Source organism: Qipengyuania sp., from assembly GCF_042095715.1.
Lineage (GTDB): Bacteria > Pseudomonadota > Alphaproteobacteria > Sphingomonadales > Sphingomonadaceae > Qipengyuania.
The window spans coordinates 64,463-81,580 of record NZ_JBELMO010000004.1; the positions used below are offsets into that span (position 1 = coordinate 64,463).

The following is a 17,118-nucleotide window of genomic DNA, read 5'->3' on the forward strand; positions in this document are numbered from 1 at the left end:
GTCGCCCAACCGAGACATGGACCACTTGGACCACGGTCCAAGGGAACGAAATGCCCGCATGGTCCACCCGCTTTAGGGCAGTCGTCCAAACGGCAAACCAATCCCGATCCATGCCCCGTCCGTAACCACGAATTAAAGAATAGGACAGCGTATTGTCGCGGCTCCGAAGAGTCGGGGACCCTAGCCCATATCGGGGCGTTCAGGCGGTCATGGCATTCAAGCAATCCGATATCGTCACACCGCAGGAACCACCCCTTCCAGCGGAGGACGTCCATCTTCCGGAACGCGGCTTTACGATCAACCGGCGCAAGGCAGCGGCGGTGGCTCTGGTCTGCTGGCTCGGTTGGGGCATCATGGTCTGGTTAGTCCTCAAGAACGGTACAATCGGCATAGACCGGGCGGGTCTCCTGTGGTTCCGTACCGGAGCCGATCTGCAAGCGCGCGGCGGAATTTGGGTTGTCGAAGCAGTGCGCGACATCACGGCGCTGGGTGGCGTTCTTCTCAGCACATTGGTCACGGTAGCGGCAGTGGTCGCCCTGATGTTCCTCAAGCTGCGGCGCGAAGCCGTGCTTTTTGCCCTCACGGTCATCCTTGGCTGGGGCCTCAATACCCTGATGAAGACTGTGATCGGCCGTGATCGCCCCAATCTGGTGCCCCACCTCTCGGATGCGGCCGGCCTGAGCTTCCCCAGTGGACACAGCTTCGCCAGCGCCATGATCTATATCGGCATGGCTCTTGCGTTTGCCTCGCTCAGCCAGCGCCACTCGGTTCGCTACCTCCTCATCGCCAGCGCGATGGTTCTATCCGCGTTTATCGCCTGGAGCAGGGTGTTGCTGGGCGTGCATTATCCCAGCGATGCCATAGCTGGGTGGCTTGGCGGTGCGGCGTGGGCCTTCACTGCCGCGGCCTTGCTATATAAGCCGGCGCGGGCCGCCGCCGAAACAGATACGGTTGCCCATCTCGATCCACGCACGGGATGACGGCGGCGTTCTTGCCCGCTAAGGGCGAGAAAAGAGGGAATTCGAATGACGCTCCGCATCGTCGCCATCGGCGGCACGGTCAATCAAGGCAGCACCACCGAACACGCTTTGCGGCTCGCCACCCGCCCGGCCGAGCAAGCGGGCGCGCAGGTGCAGGTTTTCGGAGGCGATTATCTGGCTGGGCTCGCCCACTATAGAGGTGCCGGTCATGAAGTCGGCAGCGGCGGCGAACTCGTGGAAGCCGTAAGGGGCGCCGATGGCATCCTCATCGCCGCACCCGGATATCACGGTACGATTTCGGGCCTGGTGAAGAACGCGCTTGATTACCTCGAGGATCTGTCTGGAGACAGCAGGCCCTATCTTCATGGCCGCGCGGTCGGCCTCATCGCCACGGCGGCGGGCGTGCAGGCGAGCATGAGTACGCTGGGAACCCTGCGGGCAATCGCGCATGCCTTGCGCGGTTGGCCCACGCCGATGGGGGCCACGATCCGCGCTTACGAAGGTCTGTTCGATGCCGAGGGGCAATGCAGTGACGAACGTGCCTGCGCGCAACTCGCTCTCGTTGGCCAGCAGGTGCTGGAGGGCGCGCGCGCGCTATCCCGGCTGGGCCAGGTCTAGCCCGCCAAAGCCAGAGTGAAATCCTCCGTCCAGCGCTGAACGTTCTCGTCCCTCACATTGGCATGCATGCGTTCCCAGCGTGCCTTTCGCTGATCCAGAGGCATGTCGAGCGCCTGGCGAATACAATCCGCTATTTCGTCGGCACTATGCGGGTTGACGAGCAGCGCACCCTCCCCTTCGAAACCGAGCTGCTGCGCTGCGCCTGCGAACCTACTGAGAATGAGAACGCCCGGATCTTCCGGATCCTGCGCGGCAACATACTCTTTCGCCACCAGGTTCATCCCGTCGCGAAGGGGCGTCACCAGCCCCACCTTGCTAGCGCGATAGATGCCGAACAGTTCCTCTGCGCTGTGGCCCTGGTTTACATAGCGGATCGGAACGAGATCGATACGGCTGCGCGCGCCGTTGATCTGGCCGGTCTTCTGCTCCAGCTCGGCACGAATACGCTTGTAGCTTTCCACATCCTCGCGGCTCACCGGCGCGATTTGAATGAAGACCAGATCCTGAACCGCCTCCGGCCAGCGGTCGAAGAAGCGACCCACCCCATCCATTCGCTCTGGTAGACCCTTCGAATAATCGAGGCGGTCGACCCCGATCATGGTGATGCGCCGGCGCGTGCTGGACATCACGCGTTGCTGGGCCTGCTTCGCTTCTCCGGTGTCACCGAGGCCGGTAAAATGCTCGTAGTCTATCCCGATCGGGTAGGCGCGCGCGATCGTGGTCCGCCCGTTGGAGACGATCCGTCCGCTATCTTCATCGACCTCCGCCTTCAATTCAAAGCGACAATAGTGAAGAAAGCTGCTCAACCATTCGTCGTTCTGGAAACCGACCAGATCATAGGCCAGCATCGTTTCAACCAACCTTTCGTGGTAGGGCAGAGAAACGAACAGCCTGCTGGCCGGCCATGGGGTATGGAGAAAAAAGCCCATGCGGTTCTCGAACCCGCGCCGACGCAGGGCATCCCCCAGCGGAATCAGGTGATAATCGTGGATCCAGATGACATCGTCGGGCTTCAGCAGAGGCGCCAAGGCATCGGCAAAACGCTCGTTCACCCGCTCGTAACCGCGCCCGGTCTCCCTTTCGAAACGGGCCAGATCCACACGGTAATGGAACAGCGGCCAAAGCGTCTGGTTGGCGTAGCCGTTGTAATATTCTTCGACTTCCTGATGCGAAAGATCGATGGTCGCCATGGTCACGCCATCGTATTCACCGACGCTCGGTTCGCCCGGCTCTTCCGCCTCTTCGCCCGACCAGCCGAACCAGAGACCGCCTGTCTTTTTGAGCGCCGCATTTAGCGCCCCGGCCATCCCGCCCTGTGCGCCACTCACACCGCGCGCCTTGGGGACGGCCACACGGTTGGAAACGATGACGAGCCGGCTCACCGCAGCGTCAACGTATCGTGTTCCAGCTCTTGGAAAGCAGACTTGCGCAATTGATCACTCCTACCAGCGAATAGGTTTGCGGGAAGTTGCCCCACAATTCGCCCGTCTCGAAGTCCATGTCCTCCGAAAGCAGGCCTGATGGCGTGGTATGCCCAAGCATGATGTCGAACAAGCCCCTGGCTTCGTCTCCGCGGCCGCACCGCGCGAGCGCCTCGATCAGCCAGAAGGTACAGATATTGAACGCAGTTTCGGGGGCACCAAAGTCGTCTTCCGTGGCGTAACGCAACATATGTTCGCCACGTCGCAGAGCTTTTTCTACCTGCTCGAACGTAGATTTGAAGCGCGGGTCCCCTGGCTCCAGATAGCGTAGCTCAACCATCTGAAGCAGGCTGGCATCGAGATAATCGCTCTCGAAGCTCGCACCATAGTGCCCGCCCTCACCGTCTTCGACCCAGGCCTCGCTGTCGATCTTCGCGCGGATGGCGGCCGCACGCTGTTCCCAGAAATCGGCGCGGTCCTCGCGCCCCAGATGCCGCGCTGCATTGGCCAGCCTGTCGCAGGCGGCCCAACACATGACGGCGGAATAGGTATGGACTTCCTGCCGCGTGCGGAATTCCCACAGGCCCGCGTCCGGCTTGTCATGCTTGGCCCAGGCCGCTTCGCCAACTTCCTCCAGGCTCTCGAAATCTCGCCCGTCCGCCATGCGCAGCAGTCGCTTGTCGAAGAAGCCCTGCACGGTCGGCATTACGATCTGCCCGTAGCAATCGTATTGAACCTGGCGGTAGGCAGCATTGCCCATGCGCACCGGCCCCATCCCGCGATACCCGGCGAGATCCGGAGCGACGCTTTCGACCAGCGCATCTTCGCCCATGACGGAATAGAGGGGCTGGATCTGACCGCCCCGCGCATTGTCCACGATGTTGCGCAGATAGGCGAGATACTTCTCCAGAACGTCGAGCGCGCCCAGACGGTTAAGCGCCTGCACCGTGTAATAGCTGTCGCGAATCCAGCAATATCGGTAGTCCCAGTTGCGCTCACTGTGCGGCGCTTCAGGAATCGACGTGGTCAGGGCCGCAACGATGGCGCCCGTTTCCTCGTGTTGACAAAGTTTCAAGGTGATGGCGCAGCGGATGACTTCGTTTTGCCAATCGAGCGGCGTCGCAAGCCCGCGCACCCACAATTGCCAGTACTTGCGGGTATTCGCTTCCATCCGCCGAGTCTCGGACCGGACATTGCCGCTGAAGGGCTCGTCAGGGCCCAGGAAGAAGTGCTGATCGCTTTCGACCCGGTACCAACGCTGTTCCAAAACGTAGCCGACCGGAGCATCCGTGCTCAGCCGCAGGGCCTGGTCCCCGACCAGATAGCGGATGTGATTGGTCCCGTTCGTGGTCTTGACCTGTTCGCTGCCATAGCCACACATCGGTGACAGGGTGACGCGTATCCGTGGCGATCCCGCCACCGGGCGAACGATGCGCAGGAATGCCACCGGGCGGTACATCCGCCCGACGCGTTCGAAGCGCGGGCACATATCGACGACGTCCACCGCGCTGCCGTCTTCCGCCTCCAACCGCGTAATAAGGATCGGCGTATTACGTTCATATCGGGGAGTAGCGGAAACCTGGCCTTCCAGTTCAATCCGCCAGACACCCTGATCCTGGCGGTCTCCGTTGAGCAACGAACAGAAGACCGGATCGCCATCGACGCGCGGAATGCAGCCCCACACGAGGCCGGCGGCATCGTCGATCAGGCCGGAAACCTGGCAATTGCCGATTGGCCAAAGGTTCAGGGAGGATTGGCGGGCAGGCGATGCTTCCTGGTTCGCTGTCATAGGCCAAGCCAATGGTGCACTGCGGCAACATCTGCAAGACCATAGTCCGCCCCCGCCGAATCGCGCTCGCCCACCGTGATGGCAAGTCCCCCAGCCTCGCGGACTGCGGCGAAGCCATCTTCGTCCGTCACATCGTCCCCTATGAAGATGGGCCGCGCGCCGGCAAAGGGCGCGCTTCGCATGAAGACCTTGACCGCGGTCCCCTTGTCCGTTCCTGCGTGCAGGATTTCCGCCACGAACTTGCCGTGGGAGACGGTCAATTCCGTGCCCTCCGCCAGATCGTCGAGAAAGTCAGCGGCCATTTCTTCCTGATCGGGCCGGCCACGGGAGTGGAGCGCGGCACCATGCGATTTCTCTTCATAACGAAGATGATTGGCATGAGCGAAATCCTCCACCTGTCGGGCTATGCCATCGGGAAGCGATTTGGCCGCATCGCCCAATCTTTTGCCCCCTGCCGCGCGCACGTCCGCGCCGTGAGAGCCCGCGCAGCACAACGCGACCGGCCCCAGGTGCTTTTCGATGTCGACAATCGCGCGACCGCTTATCAGCGCGAGCCGGCCATCCATGCGTTTTGCGAGCGCCTCGATCCGATTCAAAAGGTCCGCGGGTACGACGATCTCATCCGGCGATTCGGCCAGTTCCACCAGCGTCCCGTCGAAATCGAGAAATAGCGCAACATCGCCTTCTGCGGCGAGGGTTGCGAGTGGGGGCGGTTCCGGCAAGGCGTCGGCAGTCGGCATCCCCGCGCCTTAAGCCACACGGCGTGGCGTGCAAGGTGCGGTTTGCGTTGCAACTGCGGACCGAATTCTTCAGGCAAGCGGAAACAGTCCGCAATTTGGGAGAGGCAGATGTCGAAATACGAAACGATCCTTTTGGATCAGGATGGCCCTGTCGCCACCATTACACTCAATCGGCCCGACCGGATGAATGCGGCAACGCCTGCGATGTTCGGCGAGATCCGGATCGCGCTCGATGCCATCGTCAACGAAGGCGCCCGGGCACTCCTGATAACCGGAGCTGGTCGCGGTTTCTGTGCTGGTGCCGACCTGGGGGGGCGCTCTTTCGAGGGCGGTTCGCCCGGTGATGCCTCGCGTCGCGCCTTGCAAGCGCATTACAACCCCACCATCGCGGCGCTCGCCGCGCTCGACATACCGATCGTGACCGCGATCAACGGTGCCGCAGCGGGCATCGGCTGTTCGCTCGCACTGTCCGGGGACATCATCCTCGCGGCCGAGTCCGCCTATCTGCTTCAGGCTTTCGTCAATATCGGGCTGGTACCCGACGGCGGGTCGACATGGCTCCTGAGCAAGTCGGCCGGCGTGCCCCGGGCGATGGAGGCCATGTTGCTGGGCGAACGCATTCCCGCCCAAAAAGCTGCGGAGCTCGGCTTCATTACCCGCAGTGTCGCCGACGAGGAATTGGCCGACGAGGCCAAGGCAATGGCCAAACGCCTTGCCGACGGACCGACCAAGGCGATGGGCCTGATCCGCAAGCTGGTCCGCGGCGCGCAGAATACCACCTTGGGCGAAGCAATGGCGCTGGAAGCCGAAGCGCAGCGCGTGGCTGGGAATACCGAAGATTTTGGGGAAGGCGTCCGCAGTTTTCTGGAAAAGCGCAAGCCCGAATTCAAGGGCCGCTGAACGCGGTTTAGCGGGGCGAAGGCTGCCAATTGGTCGAGCCCCGGATACGATCGAAGAGTTGATCGAGAGCGCAACACCTTACGGCGTTCCCACGATGCGGGAAGGGAACCACGCGTGTGCTGGCGCTTTGAGTTCTCGTGATATCCTCTGCACCTAGTATCTGCCAAACATCCAAACTGACCTACCGGAACCGCCAGGACGAGCACTTGACGTGGCAATGCCGCTCATCCGGCTGTCGACGATGACGCATCGTCAATCGACCGTTTGTCCTTTCGATCTCGGCGGCTCGAGCCCGGTCGCGTCACCTCGCGCATTAGAGGATGCGTCGCTTTGGACCTGTGAGCGGCGCCACATCTAGAGATTTTTGCCAGCGAGCCGGTGAGCCGGCTCTTTCTTCAGCCAAATATAAACTCGGAGACACACTCCCATGACCGATCAAAAAATCGTCACCATCAATCCGCTCACCCAAGAAACGATCGCATCGCGCGACTACATGTCGGATGCCGAAGCGGAAGATGTGGTGAAGGCGAGCCACGAGGCATTTCTGGATTGGCGCCTGCGCAGTCTCGAGGATCGCGCCGAGGTGATCCGCGCGATCGGCAAAGCCCTGCGTGACAGCAAGGATGAGTTCGCCGAACTCATGACCCGTGAAGTCGGCAAGCTACTCAAGGACAGCCGGGACGAAGTGGAACTGTGCGCGGCCATTTGCGATTACACCGCCGACAATGGCCCCACGGTTCTGGCGGATGAGGAACGCGAAGTGGACGAGGGCAGCGCCTTGGTCGTTCACGCCCCGATCGGCGTGGTCTACGGGATCCAACCTTGGAATTTCCCGTGCTATCAGGCCGTGCGCTATTCGATTTCCAGTCTCATGGCGGGAAATGGGGTGCTGCTGAAACATGCCGCCAATTGCACTGGAAGCGGGCTTTTCCTGCGCGATCTGTACGAACGTGCGGGGCTGCCGAAGGGCTTGTTCGGCGTACTCCTCATTTCGCACGACCAATCGGACAAAATTATCGAGCACGACCTCGTAAGGGGCGTTACATTGACCGGCAGCGACAAGGCCGGCCGGGCGGTAGCGGCCAAGGCCGGCGAGCATGTCAAGAAGACGGTCCTCGAACTGGGATCCAACGATGCCTACATCGTCCTTGACGACGCCGACCTCGATCTGGCGGTTAGAACCTGTGTCGCCGGGCGACTCTACAACAATGGCGAAACATGTGTGAACGCCAAGCGTTTCATCGTCACCGCAAAGAACTACGACAAGTTTCTCGATGCGTTTGCTGAAAAGTTCGGCGCGATCACCATGGGTGATCCCAGCGAGAAGGGCACGAAGCTAGGTCCGCTGGTTTCCAAGGATCAGCGCGACAAGCTCCACGAGCAGGTCGAAGAAAGCGTGTCGAAGGGCGCGCGGCTTGTGGTCGGAGGTGAAGTTCCCGACCGCAAGGGATGGTTCTATCCTGCAACCGTGCTCGCCGATGTCGCTCCCGGACAACCCGCCTATGATGATGAGCTTTTCGGGCCCGTGGCCTCCATCATCAAGGCCGAGAACGACGATGACGCGATGCGTATTGCAAACGACAGCCGGTATGGGCTTGGCGGAGGCATCTTCAGCAAGGACGTGGAGAAGGCGAAACGCCTTGCCGCAGACCTCTTCGATACCGGGATGATCTTCATCAATTGCTACGACATTGCGACGCCCAACCTGCCGTTCGGCGGAGTCAAGAATTCCGGATACGGACGCGAGCACGGGCCGGAGGGTTTGAAGGAATTCGTCAACGTGAAGTCGATCAAGATCGCTTGAACCGCGCCCGCTGTTTCGGACATCAAGGCTCGCTGTCGTTTTCGGCAGTGAGCTGGTCCGCGCCCGCAAGCTGTTCTTCGATGCGCGTGAAGGCGGAACGGCTGCCGGCATCGTCGTCCAGAACATCGGTGGCGTAATAGGCTATGCCCGTCCCGGACTGACGATCGATCCACAGGCCGGACTTGAGTCCATAAGCGCTTCCGGCATGGCCAACGCGTTCGCGGCCATCACCGAAGGGATCGTCGTGGCAGCCATCCGCGCTTGTTGCCAGAGTCTGGGTGGCAAGACCGTAGCGGCACAGAAAGCCGGACTGGCTGTCGCCATTCCCTGCACCTTCTTGCGTGTCGCCATTTCGCCCGTCGAAGGTCCACAGGGGTGCGAGCATCGTCTCGACGGATTGGGGGCTGAGCAACTGCGTTCCGTCGACGCTACCCCGGCCGAGCAGAAGCTGACCAATCTTCGCGAGCCCGATCATCGAAATCCGCAAACCGCCCTGTGGCGAGAAGATCGCGCCATTTCTGCCCGGCGCCCAGGTCGCGGCTATATCGCACGAGCCATCGCGGGCCGGAGTTACGGGACAATCGGGCGTGAAGCCGTGGTTATCGTCCTTGACCGGCTCTCTTTCACGATAGAGGACTACTGTCTGTCCCGCGAATGCCGCGTCACAGTCGAGCCAGTTGAAGCAGCCCTCGATTTCGAGCGGATCCAGCACCAAGCGCCTGACCAGGCGATCGAACCGCTCCCCGGTCGCCTTCTCCATCACCGCAGCGACGACCGGGAAATTGAAATTGGTATAGCGGAAATAGCCACCCGGGGCGTGGTCGGCATCCCACGCCTCCGGCTCGGCGAGCACTTGCGCCATATCCGCGTCGAGCGGGAGGACGTAGTCGATCGTATCAGTCAGGCTGGACCGATGCGACAGCAACAGGCGAAGGGTGATCGGGGTATCCGGGAAGGAGGGGTTTCGGAGCTTCCAGCCGAGATCAGCCGACACATCGCGATCCAGATCCAGCTTGCCCGCTTCGACCAGGCGCATCACCGCGATCGCGGTCACCAGCTTGGAGATGGAAGCCACCCGAACCGGGTCTTCTGCCGTCACGGCTCGTCCGCTGCGTAAGTCGGCAAGTCCGGCGACATCGGTTTCTAGGACGCCTGTCTTGTCGAAAGTCACCCGCACCTCGGCCACCGGGTCCTGCGTCTTTATATCGACGTCCTCCTGAGCCGCTGCGCTACCAATCGGCATAGCCACGGAAAGGGTGAGCAGAGCAATGAATCGCCAGCATCGTCGCGACAATTCCATTGCGCTGACACCAGCGGAAGTCGAGCGATCCCGTAAATCTCGACCGAGCCCATTTTGAAGCTGCCAGCCCATCGTTTTCGAGTGCCTCACAATCACCGAAACTCCCCGGAGGTTTTTATCCCGAAGGATAATCGTTCGGTGTGACCCTAAGAACACTGTTTGCGCCAGTGCAAATTACGCCTCTTTGCAAACCAGTTCTAAAAATGCCCTACTTTTCAATCCCTTATAACGGCGCAATACCTGCTGGTTATAGGTGCTTGAAATAGAATTATATCGGCTTGCAACAATGCGGTTTTTAGGTGCAAGCTGCAATTATAGGACACTAAGGGGGCCCACATGCGTACGATTGCTTCATTTCGCACCAAACTTGCAACCACATGCGCTTTCGCGACCATGGCACTGGTCGCGCCAACGGCGGCTCAGGCACAATCTGCCGAGAATGCAGAGGCGCAGGATGGGACACTTATTACCAGTGGTGATGAAGACAGGGATGTTTCACCCAGTCAGTCGATCATCGTGACCGGATCGCGCATCCGACAGGATCCCACCAGAAGCGCCCTGCCTCTTCAGGTCATCACCACCGAAGACCTGACGCGCGAGGGCATCAACAGCCCCGAACAGCTGATTTCCTACCTGTCGACCAATGGCAACGGTGCGGACAATCTTGCCTCCAATTCCGACGTGACCAGCGGCGCCCAACGCGGAACCAACGGACTGTCGTCCGCCAACCTGCGTGGACAAGGTTCGGCCGCCACACTCGTACTGCTGAACGGGCGCCGCGTTGCCGCGCATGGTCTAACCGGCTCGGCAGTGGACGTTAACCAGGTACCGTTTGCGGCCATCGAGCGGGTTGAAGTGCTCAAGGATGGCGCTTCTGCCATCTACGGCACCGACGCGATCGGCGGCGTGATCAACTTCATCACCAAAAAAGATTTCACAGGGTTCGCGCTCACTGGCTATACCGACATTACCGAGCGCGGAGACAGCCCGACCTATCGCATAACCGGCACGGCCGGATATGGCGATCTGGCCGAACAGGGCTTTAACGTCATGGCGTCCGTCAGCAAGAACTGGAGCGGCATACTCCGCGGCGACTCCCGAGATTTCGTCAACGGAAATCAGCCCGAGCGCGGCCTTTCGATCGACACACGCGGCACGCCGATTGCCACCTTGTTTCCAAATGGAGCAAACCCAATCTTCGCACCGAATGGTAGCCTGCTGAGCGGCGTCGCGCTCCCGATACCGGGGCAGACCTTCCAAGCAACCGGCGGCATCAACACGCTCGACCTGCCGGGCGGCGCCGGGTGCGAAAGTTTCGATGGCGGCATGGCATATGATCATGAGCTGTGGGCTAACAACCCGGCGTTTTATGCCTGCGCCTGGGACACAGGGCGTGCGGCGCTTATCCAGCAACCGTTGGAGACCCTCACCTATTACGGACGTGCCACGGTTGCGCTAGGCGAACACCAGATCTCGGCTGAAATCACCGGATCCGATGCTGATTCCTCGAAGCAGTTCTCGTCTAATCAGTACGCCGGCAACACCAGCACCACGCCCTTGTATTATCCGCTCAATTCGAACACTTCGGCGGTCTATAACAGTGTGTATGATCAGCTGGCCGCCGTATTCCCCACGATCGGTGCCGTCGGCGATCGCACAGCAGACGGGGTCGGAAATTATGGCAAGCCGATCGCCTATCGCTGGCGCTGTACCGCTTGCGGACCACGTGAATATGTCACCAACACAAAAACCTTCCGCGCCGGCTTGTTCTTTGAAGGCCCGCTCGGGGGAAGCTGGGATTATCGAGCAGGCGGATCCTACGCCAAGAGCGAGGCGAACTCTCTGCTCGGCACCGGTTATTCGTACCGCGGCATTTTCTCTTCGACCGCACGCGCTCTCGCCTCCGGTACCGGGGCAACCGCTGCGGGCCAGATCGATCCGCGTGCGCCCACGGCCCCTGGCGCGTCAGCACCAGGTATTGTCGGCCTGCTCAATAGCGGCCTGATCAACATCTTCTCGGAAACGAAGACCCCTCAGGAACTGGCCTTGCTCCAGTCGGTATCGGCCGACGGCACGGTTCTCTACGGCGGTGAATACGATGTCCTTCAGTTCGACGCCTCGGTTTCCGGATCGTTGTTCGAACTGCCGGGCGGAATGGTGCAGGTGGCAGTCGGCGTCGATTACCGTCGCGAGGGATATAGCTTTAACGGCTCGCCCGACGCCGAACTCACCCAGCCAGAAATTTTCAACGTCGCTTTCGACAACGCCAACGCGCTCCGGGACAAATCTCGCACGGTCAAGGCCGCCTACGCCGAGGTATTGATCCCGGTGTTTGATGCGCTGGAATTTACCGCCGCTGCCCGGGTGGACGAGTACACCGGTTTCGGCAGCACCTTCAATCCCAAGTTCACGGCCAAGTTCCAGCCGCTCGACTGGGTGATGTTCCGGGCTTCCTATAACACGGGGTTCCGTGTCCCGACATTCAACCAGATTTTCAATGCCGTCAGCCAAAGCCCTAATCCGGGCAACACCCTGGTTGACCCGACGACTTGCCCCAGTGGTGTTGTCAGCAGCGCGCCTGGTTGCCAAGCGATCACGCCTGACACACTCTTCGGTGGAAACCCCAATCTCGGGCCCGAAACATCGGAGCAGTATTCGGTTGGCGTCGTGATCCGTCCCGCTCCTCGCTGGAGTGCCTCGGTCGATTATTGGTCCATCGATGTGGACGACGTGATCGGGTCTCTGACGCTGCGTCAGGCCCTGGAAAATATCCAGTTCCTCGATCAAAGCCGCTTCACTCGCACCAACGGCGTACTGACCCTCGTCGACCTGACAGCGGACAACATCGGTTCGCGTCGTACCAAGGGCCTCGAGGTGTCTTTGGCCGGCAACTTCGATGCGTTTGGCGGTTTCGTCGATGTCGGGCTCAACGGGACCTGGCTGCTCGAAAAGAAGGAAAAGCTGGTTCCGACCGCACCGTTCGACGACCTGATCGGCAAGTTCACCTTTGCCGGCGATCTCGGCCTCGAATGGAAGCACAACGCCTGGGTCAGCTACTCGCGTGACGGTTTCACCGCCACGTTCTCACAGATCTTCCGCAACGGGTATGAAAACCAGGCTCTGCCTGGCATCGCGAACGGGACGGTGAATCGCCCAGGGTACAACGAGCGCGTTGATAACTACATCATCTACAACAGGACCGTTTCCCAGCGGATCGGCGACGCGTTCAAGCTGACCGCGGGTATCAAGAACGTGTTCGATACCGATCCGCCGTTTGCGATCACTTATGACAGCAACACCGGTGCGGGCAGCTCGTGGGAACCGCGCGTAGCCGACCCGCGCGGGCGGTCATTCACGATCCTTGCCGAAGTGAAGTTCTAAGCAATCTGCTGAAGAGGAAATGGCGTCGGGGCTTCGGCTCCGGCGCCTTTCTTATGGCCCCGGTGCGTCGCTCGGATCTTCGCGTTGCAGGCGCGCCACGCTGGCCGTCACGGTCAGGTTGGCGCTGGCACTCGCAACCGTCCGGGTCATGTCCAGAAGACGATCGAAGGGCAGGACGAAGCCGATCACCAGCGCGGTTTGCGCAGGCGAAATGCCAACCGATGCCAGCACCGCTGCAAGCATGAAAAGGGAGGCGGTCGAGAACGCCACGACGAGGGCATCGAGCGCAGCGCGAAAGAAACGGCCCACCGAACGCTTCGCCAACAAAACCAGCATCGGAACGTGGATGAGGACAATCTGCGCGAGCACCCCGAGCACGACACAAAGCGCCAACCAGCCGACATTCGCGAAGACCGCGACTCCATTCTGCGCAACCGCATTGGCGATCAAGGCGAATACGCCATAGGGCGTCAACTCCATAATCAGGCCGACGAGGCGGAACAGGACATTCGCCGTCGACTGGAGAAACCGAGCGACCGGCTCGCCTTCCTCTCCAGCCAGCACCACGCTGAAGCCAAAAGCCATGGCAAAGAAAATGATCGCCAGCATGTCGCCCTGGAGCAGAACCTCGACGATGTTCACCGGGACAATGCTGATGAACTGATCGTACAATGGCTTTGGCTCGCCGAGGATGTGCGGCTGTGCGCTACCGATGTCGGCCCCCGCCCCGGGTTCCAATACGAGACCCAGCGTCATCCCGATCGCGACCGCGCAGGCGGTGGTGAAGGCAAAGATCAGCAGGGTGCGCCCCCCGACCGCACCAAGCTTGCGCGGGTCAGCCAGCGCGGCGACCCCGGCTGCAATGCTCACAAACACCACGGGGACCACCAGCATCCTGATCAGGCGAACGAACAGGTCACCCGCGAATGCAAACCAGGGCGTCGCGTTCGGCCAGAAGATACCTAGCGCTATTCCGCCCGCCAGACCCACCAGCACTCGCCGCCAAAGCGGCCAGCCGCGCCATATCCCGATCAAACCCCTCATGCCCCTCCGGTCGCGTGATTGGCCGCGCTTGGCAAGCGCCGCCGGTTGCTGGCTAGCCCCAGAACTGCGGTGCTGGACCCGTGAGATAGCCTTCAGAACCCGAGATGCCGCCCTCCCGGTCCCTCGACAACCACAGCGGGCCATCCAGATCGACGAAGCTGCATCGCGGCGCCAGCGTCATAGCGGGAGCGATCGACAGAGACGACGAGATCATGCACCCCATCATCAATTGCATGCCCCGCGCCTGCGCCACCTCGGCGAGAGCCAGCGCCGCGGTGAGCCCCCCCGCCTTGTCGAGCTTGATATTCGCGACATTGTAGCCGTCGGGAAGACCAGCAAGATCAGACAGCGTGTGCAGCGCTTCGTCGGCGGCGATCGGTACGCGCGAGACATAGCCGCGCAGCGCACCATCATTGTCCGCAGGCAAGGGCTGTTCGAGCAGATCGACCCTGAGCTCGAGCAACAGGCCCTGCAGATCATCGACCTGCGATATGGACCAGCTTTCGTTGGGATCGACGATCAATCTCGGCAATGGCGCGGCCTCTCGTACTGCGCGCAGTTGTGCGGCCGAATCGGTTGCGTCGACCTTCACCTTGATCAGCGGCGAAGTGGCGAGTTCTCGCGCCGCTTTGGCCATGACCTCGGGCGTATCCAGCCCCACGGTCATCGCCGTCTCTACGCGAACCGGGCGATCGGTCCCGACCAATTCGAAAACGCTTTGTCCGGTTAGCTTCGCCTCCAGATCCCAGAGCGCGCAATCAAGTGCGTTGCGGGCCGCGCCGGGCGACATCGTTTCAAGCAAATCGCGCCGCCCTGCCCCGGCTTCAATGGACGCACGTTGATTTTCGATTGTCGCCACCGTCTCTTCGATTGTTTCCCCGTATCGGGGATAGGGGACGCATTCCCCCCTCCCTTCCACGCCATCTTGGCTGATCGTCGCGACCACGACGTCCGCAACGGTTTTCATCCCGCGGGATATGCGAAAGGGACGCGCCAGTGGCAGGGATTCGCTGGTAACGGTGAGGGAGAGGCGCATACGAGCAGTCTACGCAGCGGCGTCGACAGGGGTACGGTCCCCCGTGAGCAGATAGTCGAGGATGGGTTCGACGCCCATGCGATAGGGGTCTGTGCACGGCAGCCCGACTGAAACTCCGATCGTCTCGCACGCGCGCTGCGCCATATCCTCATTCATCGCGGAGGTGTTGAGGGCCACACCGACCGCTCGAATTGTCGGACTGGTGAGGCGCGCGGCCTCCAGATTGGCGGCGAGGCAGTCGGCGATCGCAGGCAGCCCACGCCCGGGGATTCCACGCAAATGCTCGCGCGAAGGGTCGTGGCACATGACAAGCGCCGAAGGCTGCGCACCATGCAGCAGACCTAGCGAAACGCCGGCGAACGAAGGATGGAAAAGAGACCCCTGCCCCTCGATCACATCCCAGCCATCGTCGGCTCGCGCAGGCGCCAGCTGTTCGATCGCACCGGAGATGAAATCCGCAACCACCGCGTCGAGCGGCACGCCGCTTCCCCCAACCAGGATACCGGTCTGCCCCGTCGCGCGGAAATCAGCTGCGATGTTGCGTGCTTTGAAAGCCGACACCAGGCACAGCGAGGTATACATCTTGCCGACCGAACAATCGGTACCGACCGTCAGCAGGCGATTGCCCGCTCTTACGTTCCCCGTTCCGACCGGAATGTTCGCCGGGGGGACGCGGACATCGTGCAACGCTCGTCCAAGTCGGCGAGCGGTTTCGCGAAGGCGCGGCTCATCGCACAGCCGGTGGTGCAGCCCGGCCGCGAGATCCAGTCCGGCCTCGAGCGCGGCAACTCCGTCTTCGACAAGCGCATCGTTCAAAGTACCGCCCGCATTCGCGATGCCGAGTACCAAAGTTCGCGCCCCTGCCGCGACCGCCTGATCGAAACTCATGCGGGGCAAGCCCAGCGAAAGCGGGCAGGCATCCTGGCGAAATTCGCCCACGCAAAGGTCCGGGCGAAAGGCGGCTATCCCGCGCGAGGTTTTCACATCGGCAGGATCGACCGAGCGGCCCAGATAAAGCAGGTACGGTGTGGCTATCGTCATGGCATGTCATCCCCAGGAGCCCGGTGGCTATCCCGATAGGACGGCAGCGCCCATAGAATGCGCAAGGGCAACCCTATAGCTTGACCTTATGGCACCCGCCTAGAGCTCCTCCATCACCTCCGCCAGCAGCGCAAGGAAGTCCGACGCTGCCCGTGGCGGAGGGCGGTTTTCCAGATGAACCGCGTTGACGTTGAAGGTCAGTGCGGGTTGCAACGGCCTGTTGACCAGTCCCTTCGCGAGCGAAGCTTCGGCGGTGAAATTGTCGACGATCGCCATCCCCATGCCAGCGTGGACCAGGGCCGCGGCGATGTAATAGGTGCGGGCCGAGATCGTCTCTGTCAGCCGGACGTCGAGCCGCTCCAGTTCGGCCGCGAGCAGGTCCCCGATCGGACCGCTCTGGGCTGGGCTGATGACGTTGCGACCGGCCAGATCCTGAAGGTGAAGACGCGGGGGGGCATCGGGATAATCCTCTTCGCGAAAGAGCACGACCAGTTCTCCCTCGCCGATCACCTGATGCATGACTGGCGCCGACGCGGGCACGGCGAAGCTGATCGTTATATCGGTTTCGCGTTCGTACAGGCGGCGCAGGATCTCGTCGTGATGCGATGTCTGCAGGTCGAACATGATATGTTCGTGGCCGGCCATGTACCGCGCCACCGCTTCGGGAATTGCGCCCAATCCCAGCGACGGCAGCGCCGAAATCCGTAAGACGCTGCCCTTCCCCTGCCTGAGGTTGTGGCACGCGCGGCGAAAGCTGCGCACCCGCTCCTGAATATCGGACACTTCCCCAAACAGCGTGCGGGCGTCCTCGGTCGGAACGAGGCGGCCCTTGGCCCGCTCGAACAGCGGCAAACCAATGGAGGCCTCCGCATGCCGCAGGACCTTCGTCACCGACGGCTGCGACACGTTGAGTGCGCGCGCCGCCGCACTGACAGTGCCATGCAGATAGACGGCGTGAAAAATCTCGATTTGCCGTAAATTCATCGACTACGGACCTTGTTACCTCAGTTTCGACCACGATACCGCAATCATTCGGACAGGCTATGGCCGCGCTCGAGCCGTGG

General features: G+C 61.4%; 13 protein-coding genes. 5 read left to right on the top strand and 8 right to left on the bottom strand.

Translation table 11 applies throughout. The features are described 5' to 3' along the window. The first annotated feature begins 209 nt into the window (after positions 1-209). Positions 210-980, top strand: a complete 771-nt coding sequence (locus tag ACFDTG_RS02420) for a phosphatase PAP2 family protein (RefSeq protein WP_375289490.1) — start codon at positions 210-212, stop codon at positions 978-980. A gap of 45 nt (positions 981-1,025) precedes the next feature. Continuing rightward, positions 1,026-1,598 (top strand): NADPH-dependent FMN reductase, encoded by a 573-nt coding sequence (locus ACFDTG_RS02425; protein WP_375289491.1) that lies wholly within the window; start codon positions 1,026-1,028, stop codon positions 1,596-1,598. On the opposite strand, the gene ACFDTG_RS02430 is transcribed toward ACFDTG_RS02425, so the two are convergent. From ACFDTG_RS02430 to otsB, 3 genes are read right to left on the bottom strand one after another with little or no spacing between them, the layout of a single operon-like run. Continuing rightward, entirely contained in the window at positions 1,595-2,980 is a 1,386-nt protein-coding gene (locus tag ACFDTG_RS02430) for a trehalose-6-phosphate synthase (RefSeq protein WP_375289492.1), read from the bottom strand. The two genes, ACFDTG_RS02425 and ACFDTG_RS02430, sit on opposite strands and share 4 nt — an antisense overlap. 7 nt (positions 2,981-2,987) lie before the next feature. Then, positions 2,988-4,808 (bottom strand): glycoside hydrolase family 15 protein, encoded by a 1,821-nt coding sequence (locus ACFDTG_RS02435; RefSeq protein WP_375289493.1) that lies wholly within the window; start codon positions 4,806-4,808, stop codon positions 2,988-2,990. Continuing rightward, positions 4,805-5,548: a trehalose-phosphatase gene (gene otsB, locus ACFDTG_RS02440; RefSeq protein ID WP_375289494.1), complete on the bottom strand. Its 744-nt coding sequence runs from the start codon at positions 5,546-5,548 to the stop codon at positions 4,805-4,807. The genes ACFDTG_RS02435 and otsB overlap by 4 nt, the downstream gene beginning before the upstream one ends. 108 nt (positions 5,549-5,656) lie before the next feature. On the opposite strand from otsB, the gene ACFDTG_RS02445 reads away from it, so the two are divergent. Then, the gene (locus ACFDTG_RS02445; RefSeq protein WP_375289495.1) at positions 5,657-6,448 is read left to right on the top strand and encodes an enoyl-CoA hydratase-related protein; all 792 of its coding nucleotides are present in this window, start codon (positions 5,657-5,659) and stop codon (positions 6,446-6,448) included. A gap of 427 nt (positions 6,449-6,875) precedes the next feature. Beyond that, complete coding sequence (locus ACFDTG_RS02450; protein ID WP_375289496.1) at positions 6,876-8,252, top strand: NAD-dependent succinate-semialdehyde dehydrogenase; 1,377 nt, start codon at positions 6,876-6,878, stop codon at positions 8,250-8,252. A gap of 22 nt (positions 8,253-8,274) precedes the next feature. On the opposite strand, the gene ACFDTG_RS02455 is transcribed toward ACFDTG_RS02450, so the two are convergent. Continuing rightward, the gene (locus ACFDTG_RS02455) at positions 8,275-9,495 is read right to left on the bottom strand and encodes a serine hydrolase domain-containing protein (protein WP_375289523.1); all 1,221 of its coding nucleotides are present in this window, start codon (positions 9,493-9,495) and stop codon (positions 8,275-8,277) included. Positions 9,496-9,888: 393 nt separating this feature from the next. Here ACFDTG_RS02455 and ACFDTG_RS02460 point away from each other — a divergent pair, with 393 nt between their 5' ends. Beyond that, positions 9,889-12,933 carry a TonB-dependent receptor domain-containing protein gene (locus tag ACFDTG_RS02460; protein WP_375289497.1) on the top strand — a complete coding sequence of 1,015 codons (3,045 nt, stop codon included), beginning with the start codon at positions 9,889-9,891 and terminating at the stop codon, positions 12,931-12,933. Positions 12,934-12,984: 51 nt separating this feature from the next. On the opposite strand, the gene ACFDTG_RS02465 is transcribed toward ACFDTG_RS02460, so the two are convergent. The 4 genes from ACFDTG_RS02465 to ACFDTG_RS02480 all read right to left on the bottom strand — a co-directional run bounded on the left by ACFDTG_RS02465 (position 12,985) and on the right by ACFDTG_RS02480 (position 17,038). Continuing rightward, positions 12,985-13,977, bottom strand: coding sequence for a dicarboxylate/amino acid:cation symporter (locus ACFDTG_RS02465; RefSeq protein WP_375289498.1), 993 nt, complete (start codon positions 13,975-13,977; stop codon positions 12,985-12,987). A 52-nt stretch (positions 13,978-14,029) separates the two neighbouring features. Next, positions 14,030-15,013, bottom strand: a complete 984-nt coding sequence (gene dgcA / locus ACFDTG_RS02470) for an N-acetyl-D-Glu racemase DgcA (protein WP_375289499.1) — start codon at positions 15,011-15,013, stop codon at positions 14,030-14,032. A 9-nt stretch (positions 15,014-15,022) separates the two neighbouring features. Further along, positions 15,023-16,054, bottom strand: coding sequence for an N-acetyltransferase DgcN (gene dgcN, locus ACFDTG_RS02475; protein ID WP_375289500.1), 1,032 nt, complete (start codon positions 16,052-16,054; stop codon positions 15,023-15,025). Positions 16,055-16,153: 99 nt separating this feature from the next. Then, positions 16,154-17,038: a LysR family transcriptional regulator gene (locus ACFDTG_RS02480; protein WP_375289501.1), complete on the bottom strand. Its 885-nt coding sequence runs from the start codon at positions 17,036-17,038 to the stop codon at positions 16,154-16,156. Between the last annotated feature and the right edge of the window lie 80 nt (positions 17,039-17,118).